Genomic DNA, 26,201 nt, shown 5'->3' on the forward strand with positions numbered 1-26,201 from the left:
CGCCCGCATTACAGTTTTGTTTTACTGAATATCCGAGCGTATGACTTTTCCAACACGCCCGAAAGCGGGAATCCATCTTCATTTTTAAGGTGCCCCACCCCTCGGGTGGGAAGTTTGCAACGTTAACAGGTGTCGAAACTTCGCTTCGCGATCCGCCTTCGGCGGACAGGAGTTTCGACCTACAATTTGTATCGATTTTTGTGCCCCACCCCTCGGGTGGGAAGTGGGCGGCAGCACCCAACACCTTTTCGGCACGTCTCGGGGAGACGTGCCTCAACAATGTCAGGTCGCAAGCAAGACGTTTTGACTTTGACGGCGACTCCTCACAAAACCTGTAGTTTGATCTTGCTCCGAGGCAACACCGGCGATTTCTTCTTCTGCTCGCGATTCTACCTGCTGTCAACGACCAGGCATTTTGGCGAGTCTCACAGACCGAACAAAAAGGAGCTGCCGCCTTGAATAAGTACTTGATTACTACCCTGCTGCTCTGTTGCAGTAATGTTTTTATGACCTTTGCCTGGTATGGTCATCTGCGTAATCTCTCCCACAAACCGGTGATTATCGCTGCCTTGATAAGCTGGGGGATCGCCCTGTTTGAATACCTGTTGCAGGTACCAGCCAACCGAATCGGGCACACGGTTATGACTGTCGGTCACCTCAAGATTCTTCAGGAAATCATTACTCTCTCGGTGTTCGTACCGTTTTCGATCCTTTATCTCAAGGAGAAACTTACGCTCGATTATCTCTGGGCTGGGTTATGCCTTCTGGGAGCGGTATTTTTCATTTTCCGGGCACGGTTGATCGGAGCCTGATTATAGATTTAGTCTCTTGTGTCAGGTTGCAAGCTATCTGACCTGCAACAGACCGGTATCAACCCGCCCGGAAGACGTCTTTCCCGCGAAAGCGGCCTGTTGAAAAACCTCGACTGACCTCTCATAGCCGGGGAGACAAGCCCCCCGGCTACGCGTTCAGTGGTTCTAACCTCGCGTAGCGGGCGGCCTTGTGTCGCCCGCATTACAGTTTTGTTTTACTGAATATCCGAGCGTATGACTTTTCCAACACGCCCGAAAGCGGGAATCCATCTTCATTTTTAAGGTGCCCCACCCCTCGGGTGGGAAGTTTGCAACGTTAACAGGTGTCGAAACTTCGCTTCGCGATCCGCCTTCGGCGGACAGGAGTTTCGACCTACAATTTGTATCGATTTTTGTGCCCCACCCCTCGGGAGGGAAGTTTGCAGCAGTAACCAACACCTTTTTGGCACGTCTCAGAGCAATTAACCAGGAGGAGGCGTCGAAACCCGCGGGGTTTCGACCTCAGCTCTGGACACCGGCCTTCGCCGGTGTGACGTCCCGATGAGACGTCTCCCCTCGTGGTTCTCGCTGCGGACTCTCCCGCCTCGTGGTTTGCTTTGCGGACTCCCCTCCCCCCGGACTAAATTCTTGACACATCACGGATTCAGGGGAGATATTGACGGATAATTCGGATGCCCCTTGCAAGGAGGACCAGTGTCAGAAAACAACGACAACGGCAACGACTTCCAACCGGTAATACCGGCCTCGAAAAATATCGCTGAAGTTACCTGGAAAGCGATTATCCTCGGCTCGATTATCTCCGTCCTATTCGGCGTCGCCAACGCCTACCTCGGCGTCAAATTCGGCATGACCGTCTCCGCCTCGATACCTGCGGCGGTGATCTCGATGGCGATCCTGCGCCTGATTTCGGGACGCAATGTAACTGTGCTTGAAAACAATATCGTGCAGACCATCGGCTCGGCGGGTGAGTCACTAGCAGCCGGTATCATCTTCACGATCCCCGCATTTTTCATCTGGTCGGCCAACAGCGAACTGGTGGCTTCGGGGTACATCCACGAAGTCTCCAAAATGCAGATTTTCTGGCTGTCGATGCTCGGCGGCGGACTCGGGATTCTGCTGATGATCCCGTTGCGGCGTTATCTGGTCCACGACGAGCACAAAACGTTGCGCTTCCCCGAAGGAACCGCCTGTGCTGAGATTATCGTGGCCGGTGACGAAGGGGGCAATAAAGCCAAAACGGTGTTTTTCGGCATAGGCATAGGAGCGCTCTATAAAATTCTCTACGATATGCTGCGCGTCTGGTCGCAAACGCCGAGCTATGATTTCAAGAAAATTCTCAAGGGCGGCACGATCGGCATCGATGCCACCCCGGTCCTTCTCGGCGTCGGCTATATCATCGGTCCCCAGATTGCAGCACTGATGCTCTCCGGGGCGGTGCTTGGTTACCTTGGAATCGGGCCGCTGCTGGCCTTTATCGGCGACCAGCTTCCGGCTGGAACGATCGTAGCTCCTGGCACGATTCCTCTGGCCGACATGGATGCCTCCGCGTTGCGCGATGCTTATATCAAGTACGTCGGCGTCGGGGCGGTCGTGTTAGGCGGATTCGTTTCCCTGATAAAATCATTCCCGGTAATTATCTCATCCTTCAGCAAGGGCTTTACTCAGATATTCGGTAAAGGAACAACCGACACCGCCGTACCGCGAACGGACAAGGACATCCCGATGAAATGGGTACTGCTGGGAGTGGCGGTGATTATTATTGCGATATGGATGCTTCCGGGCACGGAACTACATCTGCTTGGTGCGGCACTGGCGGTATTATTCGGATTCTTCTTCGTGGTCGTTGCAGCTCGAATTGTCGGTGTTGTGGGCTCCTCTTCCTCACCGGTTTCGGGTATGACCATCGCCACACTGCTGGTTACTTGTCTGGTGCTGATGTATTTCGGCGTTGAGGGAACCTCCGGTATGATCACGGCGATGTCGGTCGGAGCGGTGGTTTGTATCGCAGTTTGTATGTCCGGAGATATTGCCCAAGACCTGAAAACCGGCTATCTGCTCGGTGCCACCCCCTGGAAAATGCAGTTGACCGAGTTTATCGGGCTGCTCTTCCCCGCTATTGCGATGGGTTTCACGCTGTACTATCTCAATGAAGCGTTCGGTTTCGTCGAGGGAGCAACCGTGCGCGAACCATTGCTCGCACCGCAGGCCAACGTCATGGCGACAGTGGTTCAGGGAATCATGAATGCCAATCTGCCCTGGGCGCCGATCCTGGTTGGCATTTTCGTTGCCCTGGCGGTTGAATTGCTGGGAGCGTCGTCGCTGCCGTTCGCGATCGGACTCTATTTACCGTTGTCATTGTCAATGCCGATAATGATTGGCGGCGTCGTAGCAGCTTTGGTAAAACGCTATTCGAAGAAGGAGAAGTTTACCGACCGTAATCTGGCCGGAATTCTGTTCTCCTCCGGAATTGTAGCAGGCGACGCCCTGATCGGGGTGACGGTAGCCTTCATGATTGGCTCGTGGGGAACATACGAGCAATTCTATAACAAACACGAGTCCATGACCGACACCCTGACCGGCTCATTCGGACCGTGGGTTGCTATAGTTGCTTTCGCCCTGCTGACCCTGCTGCTGGCGCGGACAGCGTTCAAGGGACTGGATAAGAAGTAAGCGATCCTATTCGATTTGACGATAACTAGACTGCCCGCCGGGTCAAGAGAATGTTGAATAAGTCGTACTCCCGACGAAGACTGAAAAGATACGAGGAAAACGCGGGCGACGCAAGGCCGCCCGCTACGCGACATTAGAGATCTCAATCGCGTAGCCGGGGGGCTTGTCTCCCCGGCGAATGGAATCGTGTGGAGACTTATCGACACTACTCAAACCGACGGGCAGTTGCCGTGTAAAAAAACAACAGGTGCTATGAGCAAGCAAAACGATCTGATACGAAAAAACACCGTCCCACTGTTACTGGCATTACTGGCGATAGCGGTACGAGTAATCTACTTACTGGGACTTTCGAAGAATCCGACGTTCATTCTTCCGCTGGTCGACGAGAAATGGCATTGGGAATGGGCGCATGAGATTCTGAACGGATCGTTTTTCGGCGAGGGAGCTTATTTCCGCGCTCCGCTCTATCCTTATTTCCTGGCGCTGTTGGCCAAATTGACCGGCAGCTCGGTGCTGGGTGCCAAAATACTGCAATCACTGCTCAGCGGTGTGACCTCGTTTTTCCTGTTCAAGCTGTCCGAGAAATTGTTTTCAAGACGAGTCGCAATTTTCACGGCACTGGTTTACGCCTTCTACGGCACATTGGTTTTCTATGAAACGGCCTTCCTGATTCCGGGATTGTTTTTAATGCTGACGGTCTGGGGAATGTATCGGCTGGTAGCCTATCGAGACAATGATTCCGTTAAAACCTGGATCCTGACCGGGATAGTGTTCGGCTTAGCGGCGCTGGCGCGACCGAACATTCTGCTGACCGTTCCGGTGTTGATGATCTGGCGCTATTGGATCGGTCCCAAAGGGGTGTCATTCATGACACGAGCCCGTCGGCCGTTGTTACTGCTGGCCGGGTTGGTGATAGCGATCCTGCCGGTGACGGTGCGCAATGTGATCGTCACAGGCGATCTGATTTTGATTTCATCACAGGGGGGGATCAATCTCCATCTGGGAAACAATCCCTATGCCAACGGCCTGACAATGCTGATGCCCGAAGTGGACCTGGACGAATCGGTTACCTGGCGGGATTTCAACCGCGTGACTCTGCTGGCGGCTGAACGTGAGGCCGGACATCCGCTGAGCTCCGGTGAGGAGTCCTCGTTCTGGACCGGAAAAGCGCTGAAGTTCATGGTCGACGATCCGGGCAAGTTTCTTGGTCTGGTGGGTAAAAAGACGCTTTATTTGCTGACTGGTTTCGAAAACAGCGACAACAGCGACCTGTACTTCCAGCGACACAAATCCACTCTTTATTCCTGGCTGGTCTGGGATAAGCCAATCTATTTCCCGTTCGGTCTGCTTATGCCCTTAGCCCTTCTCGGAATAGCCGTTTTATGGGATCGCCGGGGTGATCTGGCGCCGATATATTTATTCCTTATCGCTTATGTACCGACCATCGTGCTGTTCCTGGTCACGGCTCGACATCGTTTGCCGCTGGTGCCTTTCCTGATTATGATCGCCGTCGCCGGTGTCGGACGTATCTGGACGCAAAAAAAGCAATACAACGCCCGTCAGTTCATCCTGGCCGGACTGGCGCTGGTAGTGGTTATACTGGTTCTCAATCGAACTTATTTCGACCAAAGACACGGCAGTGATTTCCAGGCCCATTACAACGAAGGCCTCCGCTATCAACGGCTGGAGGATTGGTCTCACGCCGAGCAGGAATATCTGCTTGCCGATGAAGATTTCCCCGGATCGGCTCCCCTGGCCAACAACCTCGGATTCACTCAGTTCATGCAGGAGAAATATGAACTGGCCGCACAAAATTACCATCGTGCAATCACCCTCAATCCGGATTATGCCCCGGCATACAATAACCTGGGGCAAATAGTTTATCTCAAGGGAGAAATCGACTCGGCTTTCGTACTATTCCAGACAGCCAGAACGCATTTCGATCGGAAACGAGCCCGCGCAAAGGATCTGGGACAGGTGTTGCTAAACCTGGGTGATGTGTTTGAGGATAAAGGACAAATCGACTCGGCCCGGATGGCGTTCGATTCAGCGGTTTATCTTGACAGCCTCAGCAGTAAAACTTACACCAGAGCGGCAGCGTTTTTTGCGCGCCATCAGGAGTGGGATCGCACCGATTCACTCTACAAATGGTCGTTCAGTCTCCAGGGAGACCTTACGGCAGTGGACTATTTCAACTGGGCGCTCTCGTTCGTTCAGCGGGGCCGACTGGAGTCGGGAGTGAACATGATGGATATGTGTCTCAAACGCGATTCGACTATTTATCAGGCCTACTACGTGCTTGCCCTGGCTTACCAGGAGGGTGGACATCCCCCTGATTCCGCTCTCAAGTATTTGGACAAATGTTTGCGGTTTGCCCCGGATTACGAACCGGCCGTCCAGATGAAAAAGCTCTTATTGGAAAGATAAGCGATCGATCAGTATTTATGTCGTCGCTCGATCATGTAGTTAGATCCATCACGCATCTTGGTGGCTTTTTTAAGATCGGCCAGCATCCGCGACATTTCCCCCACATGTTCGAAGGTGCCGTTGCTGTTTATCAGGACGGCAATTGAGATCGACAGGATCGGAAACTGCTCGGTATCACCACGGCGACTGGTCGTAACGATATAGCCCCGATCGCGATCTTCTTCATCGTAGCTATACGGTACGATAGCATCGAAAGCCTTGATGATTTCACGGCAAATCAGATCGACTTCTTCGGCGGGAATGACATAGATAAAATCATCGCCGGCGATATGCCCGACAAATCCCTCCCGGCAGACATCGAACACAACATCCTTGATTATCCGGGCGGTGAGGCCAATAACTTTATCACCCCGGGCATAGCCGTAGTAATCGTTGAAGGCCTTGAAATTGTCAAGATCGGCGTAGCAAACGGCAAACCGTGCAGCGGTTTCGAGCTGGCGGGATATTTCCGCCTCGATCAGAGCCGGTCCGGGCAAATGCGTGGATGGATTGATCGAGAGGTCGCGGCGATTGGACTCGATCACGCGCCGGATACGAACCTCGGTGAGACGTTCTTTCCAGGCCCCGTATATAAAATCCTCAGCGCCGTTTTCGAACGCGGCAACAATCATGGAATCATCGGGATCGGGATGATAGAGAATTACCGGAGTAATGGCGAGAAAGACATTCTGCTTAATATCACGGATCAATTCAATCTCGCGATAGAAATCGCCCATCCCCGCAATCATGATAGTATCGATTGGGTAACGCTGGCAAATTCGGACCAACTCACCGAAGTCACGGAAAAAATGGAATGAGACTTCATAGTTGCGGAAATACCGCTTCAGATGGAAATCGAGATTTACTCCACGCTGGCGTAGAGCAAAATGGTAGACCGGCCGCCTAGGCGTCTCTTTCGTCTTGGGGCCGGGCCAGTTCTCGAGGATGGTATTTACGGTGTTCGGCAATAATATAGTCCCGGTCAATGGTCGTATATATCTGTGTAGTTGATATATCGGCATGACCGAGCATTTCTTGCACCACTCTCAGGTCCGCGCCGCCCTCAATCATGTGAGTTGCGAAAGAATGACGGAAAGTATGGGGTGAAACCTCCTTGGTTATCCCCGCTTTCAGAACGACCTTTTTAATCATCTTCCATACGGCAACCCGGGTCAAACGAGCGCCGCTGCGTCCCCTGAAGACTATATCCGAAATCTGGAGACCGGGAGGTAAGGGACTATTCTGCAATGCCTTAAGAGCCTCAATCGCGTATTGACCAAGTGGCGCAAGGCGTTGTTTATCTCCTTTTCCGGTAACCCGAACGAAACCTGCCTCGAACTCAAAATCACCCCAACTCAGTGAAAGCAACTCCGAAATCCTTAATCCCGAGCCATAGAGAAGCTCCAGAATGGCTCGATCACGGGTACCTTCACGAGCGTTGGGATCAACCGCTTCAAGAATACGCTTGATCTCATCCGGAGAAAGATAATGAGGGTGGTAACGAGAAAGCCTGGGAGCCCGGAACGATCGAAACGGATTTTTACTGATCGCACCTTGTTCCGCCAAATAATCAAAAAAACGCTTAAGCGAGGTTATCCGGCGCGCCAGCGTGGTGGGTTTACGGCCAAGGCCGGTGAGATGAGACAGGTACTGCTGAGCGTTGGAACCGGAGACCTTGGCGGCGTTGGTTATACCGGACCAGGCAAGAAAATCAGAAATATCACGACGGTATGCCGCCAGGGTGTTTAACGCCATCCCTCGTTCCAGCTTCAAGTGCTGAAGGTAATCATCCAGTTGAACGGTCAACATATCAATCACAATCCATGAGCCATAGCCGCCACGGCGATCACCTCGGCGCCGGTTTTCTCCAAAACAGCACGGGCTTCGCGTACGGTTGCGCCGCTGGTAACGACATCATCAACCAGCACGATTCGCCTCAAGTTGAGGTTATTCTTCATAGCACAGAAGACGCCGGTTATATTTTTCTGACGAGCCGCCATGCCCAACCGCGCCTGCGGACGACGACGCTTCACCCGAACCAGCAAATCATTGTGAACCGGAAGGCCAAGCCTCTCCCCCAACTGGACGGCAAAAAGGGCGGCCTGGTTGTAACCGCGGAAATTTTCACGGCTGGGATGAAGAGGAACCGGCACGAGGGTGTCGGGGCGAAGCGACAGGAGCCTTTCGCCGAAGCGATCGTGAAACCAGTCAGCTACCAGATCGGCCGGTCGAGTGATGCCGCGGAATTTGTACTGGATAATGACATCCCGCATTGGCGGCAGATATTGTGCTACGGCATAACAAGGCAAGCCACCGTTGTTGCAAAAGCGGCAAAATGATTCACCGGACAGGATAGTCTCGCATTCCAGACAGATCGGATCGGTAAAGCGTTCAATCTTCTCTTCACAGTCATCACATATTTGAGACGGTGATTCAGTAAACGCACCGCATCCCAGACAGAGCGGCGGGAAAATAAAATCCAGCAGGCCGCCGGTGACGATATTTTGAGACAACGCACGAATCATACCGTAAGATGAACTAAGCGTTCTCTTACAGCAAGCAACAACTGGTTGTTCTCATGCCAGAGTTGAAATAATCCGGCTTGGATTAACCAAACGGTACAATATCGATTAGTACGTACCACCTAACTCGGTAATCAGGTCACGGGCGCTTTGGGCGGCCGGTCCGTTCGGCTCGATACTCAGATATTTCCGGAAGTAGACAATGGCTGAATCCATGCGTTGCTGAGTATAAAAGACAATACCGCAGTTGAAGGCGGCAACGCCGTGAGCGGGATCATGTTCCAGCACCGTAGCGAATTCTTCGAGAGCACGGTCCGCCAGTCCCATGCCGTGCAGACAAGCACCGAAATCGACACGGACATCGGTATCGTCCTTTATTTCAAGAGCGCGGCGATAGCATTCGGCGGCTACCGGGTAGTTTTGATCATCCATGTATTTATTGCCGGCCTCGACCAGATTATCGAATCCTTCAGGGAGACCTTCAAGCGAGCCTAAAGCCATGTCCATCGTTCCGGTCATTTCTCCCCTCGCTTGCGGTGAAACCGTACCCGGGAAATCTGCCTTGCCCGGATAAACAATAACGAAATAACCGACAACGACCACCGCCAGCACTGCTGCAACTATCATGATGTCACGAGTCTTAATTTTCGAGGCCATAGTTTATCCTTACCAGATGTTGGGAACATGTACCTGCCCGGTACTGTTTTAGCCCAAGTAACGAACCACTCGAGAAAACGCAACTTGTTTTCGAGCCGGACAATTAATGACATTTAACTGACAATCTAGTATAATAGTGCCCTTAAATTCATCTCAGAAGATAAGAATAACCGTATTTATCGGAGAATCGACAGGATGCGAACTCTCTATTCGGCAGTGTTGGCCTTTTTCCTTTTTTCGCAAGCCGTAGCCTTCGGCGCGACTGAACCGAGACTCGATTTTGACCCGAATGCCATTTACAAGCATATTTCGGTACTGGCCGATGATTCACTCGAAGGACGGGAGGTAGGTGAACCTGGCGAGTGGAAAGCCGCGATGTACCTGATTGATCAGTTTCGGCAATTCGGCCTTGAACCCAGGGGTGAAGGGATACCGGATCAGCCCTATCTGCAGCCGTTCGAGTTCGTCAAATCAATCGATCTGGGCGACAACAATCATCTGACGGTCAACGGGACGGCGCTGGAACCGGGTGAAGAGTTTTCACCAATGCGACAGTCGGCCTCGACCGAGTTCGATTTCGATCAGGTGATCAATGTCGGTTATGGCATTGCCGTTGACAGTGTCGACGGCGATTATGATGACTATGCCGGTCTTGACGTAGCCGGTAAAGCGGTGGTGATCAAACGATATTCACCGGTCGATTCTCTTTATCCGGACATTCCGTTCGAGCGCTATTCATCGCTGACGAGTAAAATCTCTACAGCTATTGACCATGATGCAGCGGCGGTGTTGTTCATTACCCCAGGTGATCAGGACGACACGCTCACGACGATTGCCCCGACTCGGGTTCAGCCCAAGGAAATTCCGATCGTTTTCCTGCGCCGGAAGGCGCTGGAACGACTCGGTTTGGATATCGACCATCCAACCGTAACCGGTATCTCCGGCAGCACCGAATTGATCAAGGTCCATGATACCGGCTACAACGTGGTCGGGTATCTTCCGGGCGAAACCGACACCACAATCATAATCGGCGCCCATTATGATCATCTCGGTTACGGGGGCCCCTCATCGCGCTATCTAGGGCCGGAGAAACTGATCCACAACGGCGCCGACGATAACGGTTCCGGCACCTCAGCAATGCTGGAGTTGGCCCGGTATTTCACGCAACACCCCGGTGCTATGCATCATTCACTCCTGTTCATCGCTTTCTCGGGAGAGGAAGCGGGAATACTCGGTTCGAGCCATTTTGCTCGTGACATGACTATCGACAGCTCGCTGGTGAAAATGATGATCAACCTGGACATGATTGGTCGGTTGAAGGATCAGGACGGCCTGGCGGTAATGGGAATCGGCACCGCGTCGGAGTTCAAGGAGTATTTCGATAATTTCAAAACCGACCGGCTGAACCTGATGACCAAGGAATCAGGAGTCGGACCATCGGACCACACAGCCTTTTACAATCGTCATATCCCGGTGTTGTTTTTCTTCACCGGGGCACATGCCGACTATCATAAACCGTCGGACGATATCGATAAAATCGACACTCAAGGTATCGCGGAAGTATGTCAGTTGGTGACGGAGATAGTACACCATTTCGATGAACACCGAGGAGCGCTAACCTATCAGAAAACCAAGAGTGATCAGCCGGGCCACAGTTATTCCGAATACTCGGTTACCCTGGGCATCATGCCTGATTTCGTGGGCGAGGTCGAAGGTCTGCGAGTGGATGGTGTTTCACCGGGTCGTCCGGGCGAACGGGCCGGGCTGCTTGAAGGTGACATTATCGTCAAGATGGGTTCAATCGAGATCGGTGATATTTACGACTACATGAACGCCTTAGGGAAATTCCGCAAGGGAGATTCGACCCGGGTAACGGTCGAACGTGGTGATCAGACAATCGAGTTGAACGTGTTGTTCGAATAGAAGTGTTCGTATCAAGAGGAGGCGGTATCCTGATAGCCGCCTTCTCTCCCCTGGGTGCGCACGACGGATACGACACCTTTGACCTTGCGCACTTTATCCAGAATGCGATTGAGATGGGAGAGACTTCCTACCTCCACCACGAAGCGGCCGGTGGCCGTAGTATCGCGGGCGATCATCTCAGCGCCGCGGACATTGGTGTCGGAGTCGGCAATCGCCTGGGTGATGTCACGCAGCATATTTTTCCGGTCCTCGACGACCAGCTCCAGCTCGACCACGAACGACTGCCCCTTGCCGGCATCCCAACTGACATCGATGCGGCGCTCCGGGTGCTCTTCGAGCAACTGCAAACCGCTTTCACAATCGGCTCTATGGACCGTCACGCCGCGCCCGCGCGTTATGAAACCGATAATATCCTCTCCCGGCAACGGTTGACAACATCCCGCGAAGCGAAACATCATATCCGACATGCCATGGACTTTAACTCCCTTGGAACCGCGCAGACGTTCAATCACGCGGCCGACCAGACCGGTCGAAGCGGGCTCCGTCTCCGGCTTGATGAGATTAACCAGCGCCGCGGAGTTCATGGAACCGTTGCCGATAGCGGCAAAAAGGTCCTCGACGGTTTTTTTGTCCAGTTGCTCAGCGAATTCCTGCAGGAGGTCATCGGACGGCATCTTGAGCCGGAGTTCCTTCAGCTTGCGCTGTACCACTTCTCTTCCGAGCGCCACCGATTGTTCGAAACCGGCCTGCTTGAGCCAGCGCTTGATGCGTGAACGTGCGGCCGGAGTTTTAACCAGCTTGAGCCAGTCGTGAGAGGGAGTTCGGTTCGGGTTGGTCAGAATTTCTACGGTGTCACCGGACTCTAGTTCGGTTGAAAGCGGCTGCAGACGACCGTTGATCTTAGCTCCGGCGCAGTGAATGCCGACTTCGGTGTGGATCTGGAAGGCAAAATCGAGCGGCGTAGAACCTTTGGGCAGATGCACCAGTTTATGAGCCGGGGTAAAAACGAAGATGTCCTCAGAGTAGAGATCGATCTTGAGATATTCAAGAAAATCAGAAGGATTAGTCATCTCCTTCTGCCATTCGAGGACATCGCGCAACCAGACCATTTGTCGGTCGGATTTGCTCATCTGCTGGCGGCCTTCTTTATAAAGCCAGTGGGCCGCAATGCCGTTCTCGGCCACATGATGCATCTGGTGAGTGCGAATTTGAATTTCGACCATCTTGTTGCCGGGACCGAACACGGTGGTATGCAAAGAGCGATAGCCGTTCTGTTTGGGATTGGCAATGTAGTCGTGGAAACGATCGGATACAGGCTTCCACATGGCATGAACAATCCCTAAAGCGTGATAGCATTCTCGTTCCGTGTTAACGACGATACGAATCGCGAACAGGTCATAGATTTGTTCGAATGGGACTTTGCGAATTTTGATCTTGCGATAGATCGAATCCAGGTGTTTAGCCCGACCGTATACCTGCGCCTGGATCGAGTCCCGGGCCAGTTCGCGCTGGATGGGGGCAATCACGGTCTGAATATACGCTTCGCGTTCCTCCCGCTTGTCCCGTATCATTCGCGAGAGTTCCTCGTAGACATTCGGTTCGAGGAATTTTAACGAGAGATCCTCCAGTTCGGTTTTAACTTTGTTGATGCCGAACCGATGAGCCAGCGGACAATAGACATCACGTGTTTCCGGGGCAATCCGCTTCTGTTTTTCAGGTGGTAAAAAATGCAGCGTGCGCATATTGTGCAGGCGGTCGGCCAGCTTGATCAGGATCACGCGAATGTCTTTGGCCATAGTGAGGAGCATTTTGCGGAAATAGTCCACCTGTTGCTCCTCACGCGAGGCAAAATGAACCGCCCCCAATTTAGTTACCCCGTCAACCAACTCAGCCACTTCATCTCCGAACTCAGAGCGGAGCTTCTCGATGCTGATATTGGTATCTTCTACCACATCATGCACCAACCCGGCAGCGATCGTGGTAGAATCCATGTGCTGTTCGGCCAGAATAAAGGCAACTTCGAGACAGTGTTCGACATACGGCTCGCCGCTGGACCGTTTCTGTCCGGCGTGAGCACGATCGGAGAATTCGTACGCCTTGCGGATCAACGGAATGTTGACGTTCGAATTAAACGATTCGATACGTATGATGAACTCGGCCAGGTTCATGAATTCGATCCCGATCTATACCTGCTTCTGGAACAATCCGATAACTTCTTCGGCTGCACGCTCGGCTGAAATCGACAGCATGCAGGTACAATGATTCGGCGGACAATGGCACTCCGGTACCGTGGGCAACAGGACCCGGTCGTGTTTGCCAAGCGGCCCCCATCGAGCAGGCGACATAACCGCCTTCCCGGGATATAATCCGACTACCTTGGTACCGACCGCGACAGCCAGATGCAGCGGACCGGTCGAGTTGGCTACTACCACCGTGGCTAAGGAAAGGGTAGCAGCCAGCGTGCGCAGATCCGTTTCACCGGAGATATCACGCACGGGGATACCCAGCCTCTTTGAGGCCTCCTTGATCATCTTCCCTTCGCGTTCCGAGCCCGAGATCACCACCTGTAAGCCGGCCTCTTCGAGCAACTTGTGCAGCTCGATAAAACGATCCAGCGGCCAGCGCTCGGCCGAACCACCCGAACCGGGATGAAGCACGACGAAACGATCGGTAATACCGGCTTTGTCGAGCACGCGACGGGCATTGCTGATTTCCTTCTCACGGGGATAGACAGTCGGTGATTTTATCGTCGGGCCGGGGCGGAAGAACTTCAGGAAATCCATGTTGTATTCGCATTCGTGCTTGCGATTGGACTTCCGGCTGTGAAAGAGATGATAGTTGAAAAAGACCGAATGGAATCTCCCGGCGGTACCGATCCGGATGGGGATATTGGCTTTGTAGAACAGTTGGCTTACCAGTCGTCCCGGATACAATACCACGACAACACGATAATCTTCCTGGCGAATTTTCTGCAACAGGTCACGCTTGTATAGGCCATCGGTCATTAGCTGCTTATTTAGCACGCGCACAATCCCGTCGATTTTCTTGTTATTCTCGACAATTGGCGAGGCATAAAGCGAAGCCATAATATCGACCCGACACTCCGGGTAACGAGCTTTGATAGTCTCCGCAAACGGAAGGGCAAGAATCAAATCACCGAGGCGGTCGGTACGACTGATGAGGATTTTATCGTTCGGTTTTAGATCCAGCGGTTGACTCATATATCTTAACTAACCTGCCTGTTTCCTTTGTAACGTTCTTAACTTGGCATACTTGACAAACACGGCCATGGATGAAAAAGCCGACACCATGAAGCCCTCAATGCCGTCAAGCAATCCCAGCCTGACGAAATAGTGGGAAATAAATGATACCGGCGGCCGGATAACAAGGTCAAAAAAGCCGGCTCGTTTTCCACAACGGAATGCTTCCTCTGCGCCAATCGTGGTGTAACGTGTGGATTTCTCGAGGTACAACTCCAGCGTCGGATAACTGTAATGATGAAGATCCGCTTTGAGCGCACCGCAGGAGCCGTTCAGAACAACCCGTTCATGAACTACAGCCCCGTCAAACTGGCCTTTGTCTTTTCGAAAGAGACGCAACACCCGATCCGGATACCAGCCGCAATGACGAATCCAGCGCCCGAGGAAATTAGTCAGGCGAGGAACCGTGTAACCGTCGTGGGCGCTATTGGCAATAGCTGCCTTGATCTCTTTGACCAACGACGGCGAGACTTCTTCATCGGCATCGAGCGACAAGATCCAGACCGAACGGGCTTGATCCACACCGTAGGCCTTGGCCGGACCATATCCCTGAAATTCGATCTCATAGACGGTGGCGCCATGTTCATAAGCAATTTCGCGGGTGCTATCGGTCGAGCCGGTATCGACCACGATCAGTTCATCGGCCCAGGCAACGGACTCAAGACAGCGCGGGAGATTCTGCTCTTCATCCCTGGTTATAATCACGACACTCAGCGTGGGACGGTTCTTGTCCTTGGCGGCATCACTCATGAGGGCCTCGCCTTCTCGGTCAAATCGAGTGTCGCGACCAACCGACGGAACTGATCGACAATTTGTTCCGGCTCGATATCGAGCAGATGGTGAAACTCGTTCGAGATCACCCAGCCGCATTCCTGCCGATAGGGCTTCCAAAAATAGAAATTGCGAATATGACCGCTGTAAAGCGCCACCACCGGAACGCCAAAAGTCCCCGCCACATGCACCAGCGAGGTATCGGGACTGATCAATATATCGAGTCTGGAAATTACGGCACAAACATCGCGAAACGAACGACCGTCCGGGATCAAATGGGTTTTACCCGGCAACGCTCGTTGCAGCTCTTCCCCGCGTTCACGTTCGTTGGGAGCGCACGAGATTATGAACTCCGCATCCGGATAATCGGCGGCGACGGCGTGCATCACCGCTATGTATTTCCGTACATCCAGCGTACGCGACGGTGATCCGGCAGAGATGTTGAATCCGACCCGTAAACAATTAGAGGGAACCGATTCGTAAAAAGCCTCGGCTTTACGAATCGAATCTTCCGGCAGGTACATCGGACGATACGGATCAACCGATGCCGGATCTATCCCAAACACATTGAACACCAGCAAGCTGTTGTCGATCGAGTGATCCCGGCCGTCCGGTTCGTAGGGCTCACAGTAATCGTAATACGGTCGCAGACGCAGCTTGCGTGCCGCGGCTTTAATCGAGTGTCGCCCGATCCACTTGCTCAGGATAAGACCGGTAACCGAGTCATGACAGATAGGATCGAACACGATATCGAACCGGGCTTTTTTAAGACGACGGATCATTGGGATATCGTGAAGGATGTTTTTCGTGTATGTATGCACGGCGTCGATATCGGGATCATCGGCAATGAGATCGCGATTGTGCGGCGAAGCGATCACCTCGATTCGGGCATGCGGCAGATGAGCCTTGAGAGCATGCAACGCCGGGATCGTGGCAATCATATCGCCTAGTTTGTCGGGGCGCAACACGAGGATCGAGCGGACATTTTCCGGTTTGATCGGATAAACGGATCGGTCGCCTTTGGCGAAGATGAAACGAAAAGCTGCCTCAACCAGGCGCTTGAACATTTTCTCGCTCTTTTTGACAACCGTATCCGGCATCGCTTACTCCCCCGCTCTGCCGTTATGTTGAGGTTCACCGTTTTTGAACTGCATATGATAGAGACGGCTGTAAAGCCCGTCCTTTTTAAGCAAGTCGGCATGAGTACCGGACTCGACTTTGCGGCCTTTGTCGATCACGATAATCTGGTCAGCGTGAATGATAGTCGACAGACGATGCGCCACTACGAGTGTCGTGCGCCCTTTCATCAAATTACCGATCGCTTCCTGAACGAGCAGTTCTGACTCGGTGTCCAGCGCTGAAGTGGCTTCATCGAAAATCAACACCTGCGGATCACGCAGCAGGGCACGGGCAATAGCCAGTCGCTGACGCTGTCCGCCGGACAGCATCACACCACGATTCCCAACCACCGTATCATAACCGTTTTCGAGCTCTCGGATAAAACGATCGGCGTTGGCCATCTTAGCTACTTCAACCACTTGTTCACGGTTGAAGTCCTGAAGACCGTAGGCAATGTTGTTCTCGACAGTATCGTTGAACAGCAGCGTCTCCTGGGTAACGATCCCCATAAGTTCCCGGAGTGATTTTAGCGTCAAGGTTGAGATATCCCTACCGTCGATACTAATATGGCCCGAGGTTGGGTCGTAAAAACGCGGCAACAAGTCCAGCAACGTCGATTTGCCCGCTCCGGACGGCCCCACGATGGCGACCACCTGCCCGACCGGAACATCGAAACTAACCTCGTTCAACACCAGGTCGTTACCGATATAAGCGAAGCTGACATTGTCGTAGCGGATTTTATCGGTGAAAGATGTGATAGTGCCGGCTTCAGGTTTATCGACAATTCGTTCTTCGGTATCGAGCACCTTGAAGATTCGTTCGGCCGCGGCGAGTCCCTCCTGAAGTTTCACATGAATCTGGCTAAGTGATTTAACCGGCTTAATCAGGGAGAACATGGCAATGACGAAAGTCATGAAATCGCCCGCATCGAGCTCCCCCTGACCGGAGATAATCCTTGCCCCGGCATAAAGCAGGATGGTTACACCGGCCAGTGAAATCAACGTGTCGTTGATCGGTGAGGCCAGATGTCGAATACGCGTCATGCGCAACAGTGAGCAGAAGAAATCGCCGGTAGCGGCGAAGAATTTTCTCATCTCGTATTTCTCGGTAGCGAAAGCTCGCACGATACGGATGTTATTGATCGATTCTTCCAGCACCGAATTGACATCGGCCATTTTCTCCTGAGAGCGCTCAGAGTATTTGCGCAGTTTCTTGCCGATGAACCAGATGAAACCGAATACGACCGGCAAAACGATCATTGCCAATAAAGTCAGTTTCCAGCTCAGGATGATCAGGAAAGCGACAAAAAGCAGCGAGGTGATCGAATCGGTCACGAGGTGGTTAAAGCCGAGATCGATGGACTCGTTCAGGACAACCACATCGTTGGTTACGCGGGATATTACCTGTCCGGTACGCCGCTTATGGAAATACGATAGCGAGAGACGTTGGTATTTCTCGAACAATCGATCCCGGAGACTTCGCACCACCGACTGCTGCACGTAAGCCATGAAAAAGCCCTGGAGATACATGAAGCCGTTCTTGCCCAGCACCACGAAGACAATCAAGATGCAGAAACGGAAAAGGGTGTCCCGGCGGTTGTCGCCCTGCACCGCATCGTCGATCCAGCTCTTGAGATGTTCCTTGGTTTGCTCGATCCACGATCCGGCGTCACGCACGAAATCGGAGGCCGAACCACCACCGTCGGTCGTTATCTGTTGAACGGTCTCCTGCGGAGCAATCCCCCCGATATCCTGCACCTGGAACAGCGTCATAAGCAACGGCCCGGCCAGCCAGACGAGTAATCCGGCCAGAACCGCCGACAACGCCGCCGAACCGGAAGCGACCACGAGTTGCTTCCAGTAGGGAGCGAGAATCGATAATGTGCGACGATATAGATTCATTCAGCATTATCCCAAAAACGCATAACCTGAAATATGAACCTTTTGCTTAGGGAAGTCAATCGGAGTAATCGGCCCGGCTAAAGGTTGAACGGAACGGCATCCACCGGTATTTCAACCTGGAATCGTTCGCGATCGACCTCGGTGTTGGTTTTAATCGTACGCGTTTCGGCTTTGAAACGAATATCGGCGCCATCATCAAAATCGACTCGGTCAATACGCCAATTATGATCACGTTCGCGATATCGCAAGTCCAGATGCCAGTCACAATCGGGCCAGATAATACTGTATTCGGCACGGTCGTTATCTACGGAGCCATCCATCGCCGCCGGGGCAAGTTGTTCTTCGTTGGGAAGATTAGTCAGGAGATTTTCCAAATGCAATCGCTCGAAACCACCGGTGCATGAAGCGGAAGAGAGAAACTCATTTCGCCCTGACCGAATGTATTCATTGGTCGAAGGGAAATAAATAACTACACTGTCACGGGTAATGAGACCTTTGAGGGCTCCCTTTCCCAGATAGCCGCGACCGGCAAGAGCAATCATGCTGTCGGTGCGATACATTTCGAGTCGAACCGAAGTTGGTTTCCCCTGCCGATAAATGCGGGCATCGAAAAGATAAGCCTCAACACGAATCCTACCATAGGGAGCCAGCTTGACATAGTTATCAACCATCGCCTGGCCGCTCAGACGAGGGCCACAGGAAACGGCCGATAAAATCAACAGCGCCGCAAGTAATACCGTCAATGCGTGCTTCATTTACTTCACAACCCGGCAAAAAGACTCACGAAAAACGAAATAAACGGTCCGAGAATCAACCAGATTCCACCCGCGAGAATCAATACGAGCAGAATAATCGGTGAGAAGGGCTGAATGCGGTCAAGGAACTCTCCTGCCGAGTGAGGCAATACCGAGCGCAGGATATGGGAGCCATCGAGCGGGAAAAGTGGAATCAGGTTAAAGAATGCCAGCGAGACATTGATCGAAACTCCGTATATCAGAAAGCTGTACGCTGCTTCGGGTACGGCCAAATGCATAATACGAAGCAATCGAAAAAGGATTCCAAAACCAAGCCCCAACCCGAGATTCGAAAGCGGACCGGCAATAGATATCCAGAAATCAGCCACACGGACATTGCCCTTAAAGTTGTAGGCATTGACCGGAACCGGTTTGGCCCAGCCAAAGGTGAACTTCGATATGAACATCATTAGAAGTCCCAGGAAGTCCAGGTGCGCCAATGGATTGAGGGTCAGACGGCCCTGATCGCGAGCGGTCGTATCGCCAAAACGGTAAGCGGTCCAGGCATGAAAGAACTCATGGACGGTGAGGGATAATAAGATCACCGGCGCCGCGATCATGGCTTTTCTGAGAAAATCGCTTTCAAACAAACCTGGATCACCCTTTCCTTTTTACAGCCTTATACGAGTTTTTGTAATATCGGCTGCGCCTGTGACGACCACAAGCGCTATTTAGTTTTACCGGCTTCAACCGGTCGCGAGAGCGCCTTGCTGTCGGAATCGAAGAACCGCCAGGGTAAATCGGCCCCAACCCGGATGCCTATTCGGGGAGAATAACCGAATGATACGGACGGTTCGTTTCGATCTTCGAGATAAAGCTGATTGCCGGTCAGGTCAAGCGCAGTGTGAACCGTAGTCAAACCGAACGACCGACAGAGCTTCCCGGGGCCGTTCAGCAATTCATTGGTCGCTCGAATCCGCGGTGAGTTAAGGCGCATCAGGTCAATCCCTTCCTTCGGTTCGGCGGCACGCAGAAGCAACGCAGCGGGATGTTTTCGTTTTTCAGTTACGAAATTAAGGCAATTGTACATCCCATAGATAAAATAGACATAGCTGAATCCGCCGGGACCAAACATGGGAGCATTACGGTCGGTTTTACCGCGGGCAGCATGGCAGGCCGGATCGTCCTGACCGATATAGGCTTCGATTTCAACGATTCGCGCTGACATACGTCCCGCCGGAGAGTTATAGACGAGATATTTCCCCAACATCTCGGGAGCTACCTCAAGAGTTGGGCGCTCGTAGAAACTTCGGAGTAATTTCTTGAACCGTTTCGGCATGTTATGTATGCGCAGCGCTGGACTACACCAGACCGCCATCGTTTATGAACGGATTGTTAACCCGCTCACTGCCAATGGTGGTTTCGGGACCGTGTCCCGGATAACAAACGATGTTGTCGGGCAATTTCAACAGCTTACGCTTGATCGAATCGATCAATTGACCGTAGGAGCCGCCGGGGAAATCGGTCCGTCCTATCGAACCCCAGAACAGGGTGTCGCCGGTGAAAATCAGATTGGCCTTTTCATCCAATAAACAGACGCCCCCCCGGGTGTGGCCGGGAGTTGCCAGCACCTTGAAATGGATCGAACCAATGTTGAGATCCTGTTCGTCGGTAAGAATATAATCCGCTTCAGGAGCTACAATCGGAAAACCAACCAAAGCGGAAACGTTTTCCGAAGGATTGGCCATGAGGGTTTGATCGCCGTCACCTAAATATAGCGGCAGGTCGAAATGTTCCTTTATCTCCCCTACGGCAGCGATGTGGTCGCCATGGCCGTGGGTCAACAGAATTGCTTTGGGCTTGAATCCAGCCTTATCGACCTGTTCGATGATGGTCTCCGCTTCCTCGCCGGGATCGATAATAACACCGTCCAGAGTCTGCGGGTCCCAATACAGATAGCAGTTGACCTGAAAGACGCCAACCACGAGTGTTTTTAATTCCATACTGCCCCGCAAGATAGCGTCGCAAGAACGGATGTCAACGCCAATCTGGGGACCGAACGGGATCGTCAGGTGGCCGGTTATTTACTGACCGGTCAAGGGATTGCCTGGTGGTACAAGGTGGTTCCTTTTGTGAAAAGAATCACTTTTCCCGTTGATTCTTTGGGGGGCACCTGGTATATTGACAGCTTCAAATTCAGGAGGATTTTAATGGCCGCCCAGGTAGCGGATTTGAAAGGCAAAATTCAGCCCCTGAGAGAGCGATTGGATACGCTCGGGAGGTATCTTTGACCTCGATAAGCGTATCGAGAAAGTAAACGCGCTCGAGAAGAAATCCACACAGTCCGATTTCTGGGACGACAATCAAGCCGCCCAGGCGGTACTTAAAGAAATCTCGGTCCACAAACGCTGGATCGATGCCCACCAGAAATTGAGCCGAGATCTTTCCGATACGGAAGAGCTTATCGACATGAGTGGAACGGATATCAGCGGAGCCGACATGAAGGCTCTGGAGGCAACTGTCGGCGATGTCGAACAAGCTCTGGAGAAACTGGAGTTCGAGGCGCTGCTGTCCGGTCCGGACGATCATCGCGATGCAATTTTAACGATTCACCCCGGCGCCGGCGGCACCGAAAGCCAGGACTGGGCCAACATGCTTTTTCGTATGTACAACCGCTGGTGTGAACGACGTGGTTTCACGGCGAATCTGATCGACTATCAGCCGGGTGATGAAGCGGGTTTGAAGTCAGCTACGCTTGAAATCAAAGGAGATTACGCCTACGGTTATCTCAAGGCGGAATCGGGGGTACATCGACTGGTCCGCATTTCCCCGTTCGATGCCAATTCGCGCCGACATACATCTTTCGTCTCAGTGCACGTCTACCCGATCGTTTCGGACAACGTCGAGATCGAAATCAAGGACGAGGACGTGCGCATCGATACCTACCGCTCCTCCGGGGCCGGCGGTCAGCATGTCAACAAGACCTCTTCGGCAGTCCGTCTGACACACGAACCGACCGGGATCGTGGTAACCTGTCAGTCCGAACGGAGTCAGCATAAAAACAAGGATGCCGCTTTCCTGGTGCTCAAGGCCCGGCTTTACCAACTCAAAAAGGAAGAAGAGTTGGCCAAAATGGCCAAATTCGAAGAAACGAAAAAGAAGATCGAATGGGGCTCACAGATTCGTTCGTACGTTTTCCATCCTTACAATATGGTCAAAGATCATCGCACCTCGGTCGAAACCGGCAACGTCAGCGCGGTGATGGACGGCGACCTGGATCAATTCATCGAAGCTTATTTGCGCGATCCGCAATTCAGAGAAAGCTGAGATTTTACATAGATATTTCCCGTAACGAATATCATAGAAAAACAGGTGACAGATATGAATGCACTGAGTAAAATCAAAGATCGAGCCCGAGCCAAGAAGCGCCGGGTGGTGCTTCCGGAAGGGTTTGATCCGCGTGTCATTAAGGCCGCCAAGAAGATCCTTTCCGAAGAACTGGCAGCGGTAACGATCATCGGTGACGAGAAAGAAGTGGAGGCGCTGGCTCAGGAACACGGCCTGAACGTGGCTAAGGTCGAGGTTATGAATCCGGCACATTCCGAGCTCTATAACGGCTTCGTGAACGAGTTCATGGAACTGCGCAAAGCTAAGGGCATTACGGAAGAACAGGCCAAAACGGCCATGGCCGACCCGCTCTATTTCGGAGCAATGCTCGTGCGCAACAACAAGGCGGATGCTTCGGTAGCCGGCTCGATCAGCACTACCGGCGATGTCCTCAGGGCAGCAATCCAGGTGTTAGGTCTGAAACAGGGGATCAACACCGTATCGAGCTGTTTTATGATGACCGTTCCGAAGTATCGCGACGTGATCGATCGGATTTTCCTGTATGCCGACGGCGCAGTGGTGCCGAATCCAACATCCGAGCAATTGGCTTCGATCGCGGCTTCGACTGCCGAGACCATGGTCAATCTGCTGGGTATGGAGCCGAAGATCGCGTTTCTGTCGTTTTCGACCAAAGGCTCAGCTAAACACGAGGATGTCGACAAGGTGGTCAAGGCCCTCGAAATCCTCAAGCAGAGCCACCCGGAATTGAAGGCGGACGGTGAACTTCAGGTAGATGCAGCAATCGTGCCGGAAATCGCCGAGCGTAAATCACCGGGTTCCGCCGTCGGCGGTGACGCCAACATTCTGATCTTCCCGGACCTCGACGCCGGGAATATCGCTTATAAACTGACCCAGCGGCTGGCCAACGCCACCGCCACCGGTCCGATAATTCAGGGTCTGGCTTTGCCGGCCAACGACCTCTCACGCGGTTGCTCGGCGGATGATATCGTCGATGTAACCGCTATTGCTATGCTTATGAAAGGGTGACGCGATGAGCCTCAGCCAACTCGCGAAAGAAATAAAACCCTCCCCTACTCTGGCGCAGACCGAAAAAGCGCGCATCCTGAAGGAGAAGGGCGAGAAAGTGATCCATCTCGGGGCCGGCGAGCCGAAAACCCGAGTGCCCCTGGACGCCATTCTCGGGGCAGCTTCGAAACTGACATCTGCCGAGATCCGCTATACCCCGACTGAGGGTATCCCCCAGTTGATCAAGGCTATCATTCGATACACCGAGGAAAACTACAACAAGGTTGTCGGTCCCAAGAACGTTATCGCTTCGGCGGGCGCCAAACAGGCGATCTACAATCTGATGATGGCCATTCTAAATCCGCAGGATGAAGTAATTATCCTCGCTCCTTACTGGGTCTCCTACCCCGAAATAGTCAAGATGATGTACGGCGTACCGGTCATCGTGACTCCGGAAGATGGTCGTTTCGTACCGACGATGGAAGACATCAAGGAAAAAGTCGGCCGCTATACCAAGGCCATTATCGTCAACAGCCCGAACAATCCGTCCGGTGCGGTTTACCCGCCTGAACTGATCGGTGAGATAGTCGAGTACTGTGAGAACAAGGGTATCTACCTGATCATGGACGACATCTATCACAAGCTGGTGTTCGACGGTAAGAAAGCGGTCTCGGCATACGATTACGCCAAAGCGGAAGGCGACAACTCCCGCCTGGTGGTTATCAACGGTGTTTCCAAGGCGTATGCCATGACCGGATTCCGAATCGGCTGGACAATAGCCAACCGACCGCTGACGGAAGCTATGACCAATATCGCCGCACAGAATACCTCCTGCCCATCGGTCGTACAGCAGGCGGCCGCTGCCGGCGCCCTCAACGGCATCCAGTCCGGCGTGGAGAGCCTTCGCCTGATGCTCCAGAACAACCGCGATATCATGGTCCAGGAACTGCGTGCTTTTAACGACATCAAAATCACGCCGCCGGAAGGAACGTTCTACTGCCTGCCGGATTTCTCGGCTTACAGCAAGAAATCGGTCGAACTGTCCAACTTCCTGCTCGAAAAAGCCCTGGTCGTGACGGTACCGGGCGTCGAATTCGGCATGGAAGGACATCTGCGTCTGAGTGTTTGCGGATCGGTTAAAGACATCACCGAAGGTATCGCCCGCATCAAGTGGGCAATAGATCCCGAATCGCCGAACGAAATCTACATCGGCGACCGTAAGCTCCGGAGGGATTGGATATGAGCCAGTACATCATCGACGTTAAGACTCCGGCTCAGAAAGAAGCCAAAGAGGTCAAGAGTGAATACGGCCTTTCCAATCACGGCTTGACCCATTTGCATAACGTCTATTGGAATCTGCCGAGCGAGTCGCTCTACGAAGAGATCATTTTCCGCCGTGAGGGAAGCCTTTCATACATGGGTCCGATCGTAGTCGACACCGGCAAGAAAACCGCCCGATCGGCCAACGATAAGTTCGTCGTCCGGGAAGCAACGACCGAGAACAAGATCTGGTGGGGACAGTACAACCGCCCCTTTGCCGAAGAGAAGTTCAATTCGGTCTATCAGCGCCTGCTCGGCTTCCTGCAGGGCCGGGACATTTTCGTTCAGGACTGCTATGCCGGTCACGACCCGCAGTACCGTCTGCCGGTTAGAATCGTCAGTGAACTTGCCTGGCATTCGCTGTTCGCGCGTAATATGCTGCTGACGGCCAAGACGCACGAGGAATTGCGCAAGTTCGTACCGGAGTTCACGGTCATCGCGGTGCCGTCCTTCAAGTCAGCCCCCGAAATCGACGGAACCGCATCGGATACCTTCATTCTGCTCAACTTCGATCAGAAGATGTGCATCATCGGCAACTCCGGTTACGGCGGTGAAATCAAGAAGGCCATATTTACCGTGCTTAACTTCCTCCTGCCGCTGCAGGGCGTGCTTTCCATGCACTGCTCCGCGAACCAGGGCAAAGACGGTGACACCGCCTTATTCTTCGGTTTGTCCGGCACCGGTAAAACGACGTTGTCGGCCGACCCGAATCGTTTCCTGATCGGCGACGACGAACACGGCTGGAGCGACGAGGGTATTTTCAACTTCGAAGGCGGTTGTTACGCCAAAGTGATCGCCCTCTCCCCCACGGCTGAACCGGAGATTTATGCCTGTACCCGTCGTTTCGGCACCGTACTGGAGAATGTCGTTTACGATCCGGTGTCACGCCTTTTGGATCTGGACGACGACAAGTTAACCGAGAACACCCGCGCAGCTTATCCACTGGGATATATCGACAATGCCCTTACCGATGCTCGCGGCGGCCACCCGAAGAACATCATCATGCTGACCTGCGATGCCTCCGGGGTGCTCCCCCCGATCGCCAAACTCACTCCCGAGCAGGCGATGTATCACTTCATCTCCGGTTATACCTCCAAGGTAGCCGGGACGGAAGTTGACCTCGGGAAGGAACCGGAGATCACCTTCAGTGCCTGTTTCGGAGCGCCGTTTATGGTACATCATCCGTATTACTACGCCGACATGTTGCGCCACAAGATCACCAAACACGGGGTCAATTGCTGGCTGGTAAATACCGGCTGGACCGGCGGTCAATACGGTATCGGCAAGCGTATGAGCATCCATCATACGCGAACGCTGTTGAACGCAGCACTGGACGGCAAACTGCTCGAAGCCCAGTACCGTAAGGACCCGCTGTTCGGATTCGATGTACCGGTTCATTGTGACGGTGTCCCTGATAAGGTGCTCGATCCTCTCCTTACCTGGGAAGATCCCGAAGCTTACAAGGCCAAATACAAGCAGCTCGCGGCCTTGTTCATTGAGAACTTCAAGAAGTACGCCTCCGGGTGCACCCAGGACGTCGTTGACGCCGGACCGGTCAAGCGAGACTTCTAAACAAGAGGGTGAAGAAGAATCGGGCCGTCGGCAACGGCGGCCCGAGCCCTGTTTTTTTCAGAAACCGGATTGTCCCTCCGGCTGTTAGGGACTTCGGACAAAACAAAGGAACTTGCTTACC

At 53.0% G+C, this 26,201-nt stretch carries 21 protein-coding genes; 8 read left to right on the forward strand and 13 right to left on the reverse strand.

Annotated elements, in window-relative coordinates:
* Positions 1–455 precede the first annotated feature (455 nt).
* From PLF13_07670 to PLF13_07680, 3 genes are all read left to right on the forward strand, one after another.
* Positions 456–812 (forward strand): DMT family protein, encoded by a 357-nt coding sequence (locus PLF13_07670; protein ID HOP07151.1) that lies wholly within the window; start codon positions 456–458, stop codon positions 810–812.
* Between the two features lie 693 nt (positions 813–1,505).
* Positions 1,506–3,482: an oligopeptide transporter, OPT family gene (locus PLF13_07675; protein HOP07152.1), complete on the forward strand. Its 1,977-nt coding sequence runs from the start codon at positions 1,506–1,508 to the stop codon at positions 3,480–3,482.
* 252 nt (positions 3,483–3,734) lie between these two features.
* On the forward strand, positions 3,735–5,909 hold the full coding sequence (locus PLF13_07680) for a glycosyltransferase family 39 protein (protein ID HOP07153.1): 2,175 nt from the start codon (positions 3,735–3,737) through the stop codon (positions 5,907–5,909).
* A gap of 8 nt (positions 5,910–5,917) precedes the next feature.
* Here the strand turns inward: PLF13_07680 and PLF13_07685 are convergent, their stop codons facing one another.
* The 4 genes from PLF13_07685 to PLF13_07700 form a co-directional block, all read right to left on the reverse strand.
* Entirely contained in the window at positions 5,918–6,916 is a 999-nt protein-coding gene (locus PLF13_07685) for a diguanylate cyclase (protein HOP07154.1), read from the reverse strand.
* Entirely contained in the window at positions 6,852–7,757 is a 906-nt protein-coding gene (locus PLF13_07690) for a site-specific tyrosine recombinase (GenBank protein HOP07155.1), read from the reverse strand. The genes PLF13_07685 and PLF13_07690 overlap by 65 nt, the downstream gene beginning before the upstream one ends.
* A 5-nt stretch (positions 7,758–7,762) precedes the next feature.
* Entirely contained in the window at positions 7,763–8,461 is a 699-nt protein-coding gene (locus tag PLF13_07695; GenBank protein HOP07156.1) for a ComF family protein, read from the reverse strand.
* Between the two features lie 117 nt (positions 8,462–8,578).
* Positions 8,579–9,127, reverse strand: a complete 549-nt coding sequence (locus PLF13_07700; protein HOP07157.1) for a tetratricopeptide repeat protein — start codon at positions 9,125–9,127, stop codon at positions 8,579–8,581.
* A gap of 195 nt (positions 9,128–9,322) precedes the next feature.
* Between PLF13_07700 and PLF13_07705 the strand changes: the two genes are divergently transcribed.
* Positions 9,323–11,050, forward strand: a complete 1,728-nt coding sequence (locus tag PLF13_07705; GenBank protein ID HOP07158.1) for a M28 family peptidase — start codon at positions 9,323–9,325, stop codon at positions 11,048–11,050.
* 11 nt (positions 11,051–11,061) lie between these two features.
* On the opposite strand, the gene PLF13_07710 is transcribed toward PLF13_07705, so the two are convergent.
* The 9 genes from PLF13_07710 to PLF13_07750 all read right to left on the reverse strand — a co-directional run bounded on the left by PLF13_07710 (position 11,062) and on the right by PLF13_07750 (position 20,838).
* Entirely contained in the window at positions 11,062–13,218 is a 2,157-nt protein-coding gene (locus PLF13_07710) for a bifunctional (p)ppGpp synthetase/guanosine-3',5'-bis(diphosphate) 3'-pyrophosphohydrolase (protein HOP07159.1), read from the reverse strand.
* Between the two features lie 15 nt (positions 13,219–13,233).
* Positions 13,234–14,271 carry a glycosyltransferase family 9 protein gene (locus PLF13_07715; GenBank protein HOP07160.1) on the reverse strand — a complete coding sequence of 346 codons (1,038 nt, stop codon included), beginning with the start codon at positions 14,269–14,271 and terminating at the stop codon, positions 13,234–13,236.
* Between the two features lie 9 nt (positions 14,272–14,280).
* The gene (locus PLF13_07720; GenBank protein ID HOP07161.1) at positions 14,281–15,060 is read right to left on the reverse strand and encodes a glycosyltransferase family 2 protein; all 780 of its coding nucleotides are present in this window, start codon (positions 15,058–15,060) and stop codon (positions 14,281–14,283) included.
* Complete coding sequence (locus PLF13_07725) at positions 15,057–16,181, reverse strand: glycosyltransferase family 9 protein (GenBank protein HOP07162.1); 1,125 nt, start codon at positions 16,179–16,181, stop codon at positions 15,057–15,059. The genes PLF13_07720 and PLF13_07725 overlap by 4 nt, the downstream gene beginning before the upstream one ends.
* Positions 16,182–16,184: 3 nt before the next feature.
* Positions 16,185–18,101, reverse strand: a complete 1,917-nt coding sequence (locus PLF13_07730) for an ABC transporter ATP-binding protein (protein ID HOP07163.1) — start codon at positions 18,099–18,101, stop codon at positions 16,185–16,187.
* Positions 18,102–18,178: 77 nt separating this feature from the next.
* On the reverse strand, positions 18,179–18,856 hold the full coding sequence (locus tag PLF13_07735; GenBank protein ID HOP07164.1) for a hypothetical protein: 678 nt from the start codon (positions 18,854–18,856) through the stop codon (positions 18,179–18,181).
* Positions 18,857–18,861: 5 nt separating this feature from the next.
* Positions 18,862–19,485, reverse strand: a complete 624-nt coding sequence (locus PLF13_07740) for a site-2 protease family protein (protein HOP07165.1) — start codon at positions 19,483–19,485, stop codon at positions 18,862–18,864.
* A gap of 77 nt (positions 19,486–19,562) precedes the next feature.
* On the reverse strand, positions 19,563–20,174 hold the full coding sequence (locus PLF13_07745; GenBank protein HOP07166.1) for a DNA-3-methyladenine glycosylase: 612 nt from the start codon (positions 20,172–20,174) through the stop codon (positions 19,563–19,565).
* A gap of 22 nt (positions 20,175–20,196) precedes the next feature.
* Positions 20,197–20,838, reverse strand: a complete 642-nt coding sequence (locus PLF13_07750; protein ID HOP07167.1) for an MBL fold metallo-hydrolase — start codon at positions 20,836–20,838, stop codon at positions 20,197–20,199.
* Positions 20,839–21,045: 207 nt separating this feature from the next.
* Here PLF13_07750 and prfB point away from each other — a divergent pair.
* The 4 genes from prfB (at position 21,046) to pckA (ending at position 26,080) form a co-directional block, all read left to right on the forward strand.
* Positions 21,046–22,162, forward strand: a protein-coding gene (gene prfB / locus PLF13_07755) for a peptide chain release factor 2 (GenBank protein ID HOP07168.1) whose coding sequence is annotated in 2 segments (ribosomal slippage) — positions 21,046–21,099 and positions 21,101–22,162 — 1,116 coding nt in all. Because the reading frame shifts where the segments join, the coding sequence is not laid out codon by codon here.
* 54 nt (positions 22,163–22,216) lie between these two features.
* On the forward strand, positions 22,217–23,209 hold the full coding sequence (gene pta, locus PLF13_07760; protein ID HOP07169.1) for a phosphate acetyltransferase: 993 nt from the start codon (positions 22,217–22,219) through the stop codon (positions 23,207–23,209).
* Positions 23,210–23,213: 4 nt separating this feature from the next.
* The gene (locus PLF13_07765) at positions 23,214–24,431 is read left to right on the forward strand and encodes a pyridoxal phosphate-dependent aminotransferase (protein ID HOP07170.1); all 1,218 of its coding nucleotides are present in this window, start codon (positions 23,214–23,216) and stop codon (positions 24,429–24,431) included.
* Positions 24,428–26,080: a phosphoenolpyruvate carboxykinase (ATP) gene (pckA, locus tag PLF13_07770; protein ID HOP07171.1), complete on the forward strand. Its 1,653-nt coding sequence runs from the start codon at positions 24,428–24,430 to the stop codon at positions 26,078–26,080. Before PLF13_07765 ends, pckA begins: the two co-directional genes overlap by 4 nt.
* The last annotated feature ends 121 nt before the right edge of the window (positions 26,081–26,201 follow it).

Source organism: Candidatus Zixiibacteriota bacterium, from assembly GCA_035380245.1.
Classification (GTDB): Bacteria; Zixibacteria; MSB-5A5; order GN15; family FEB-12; genus DAOSXA01.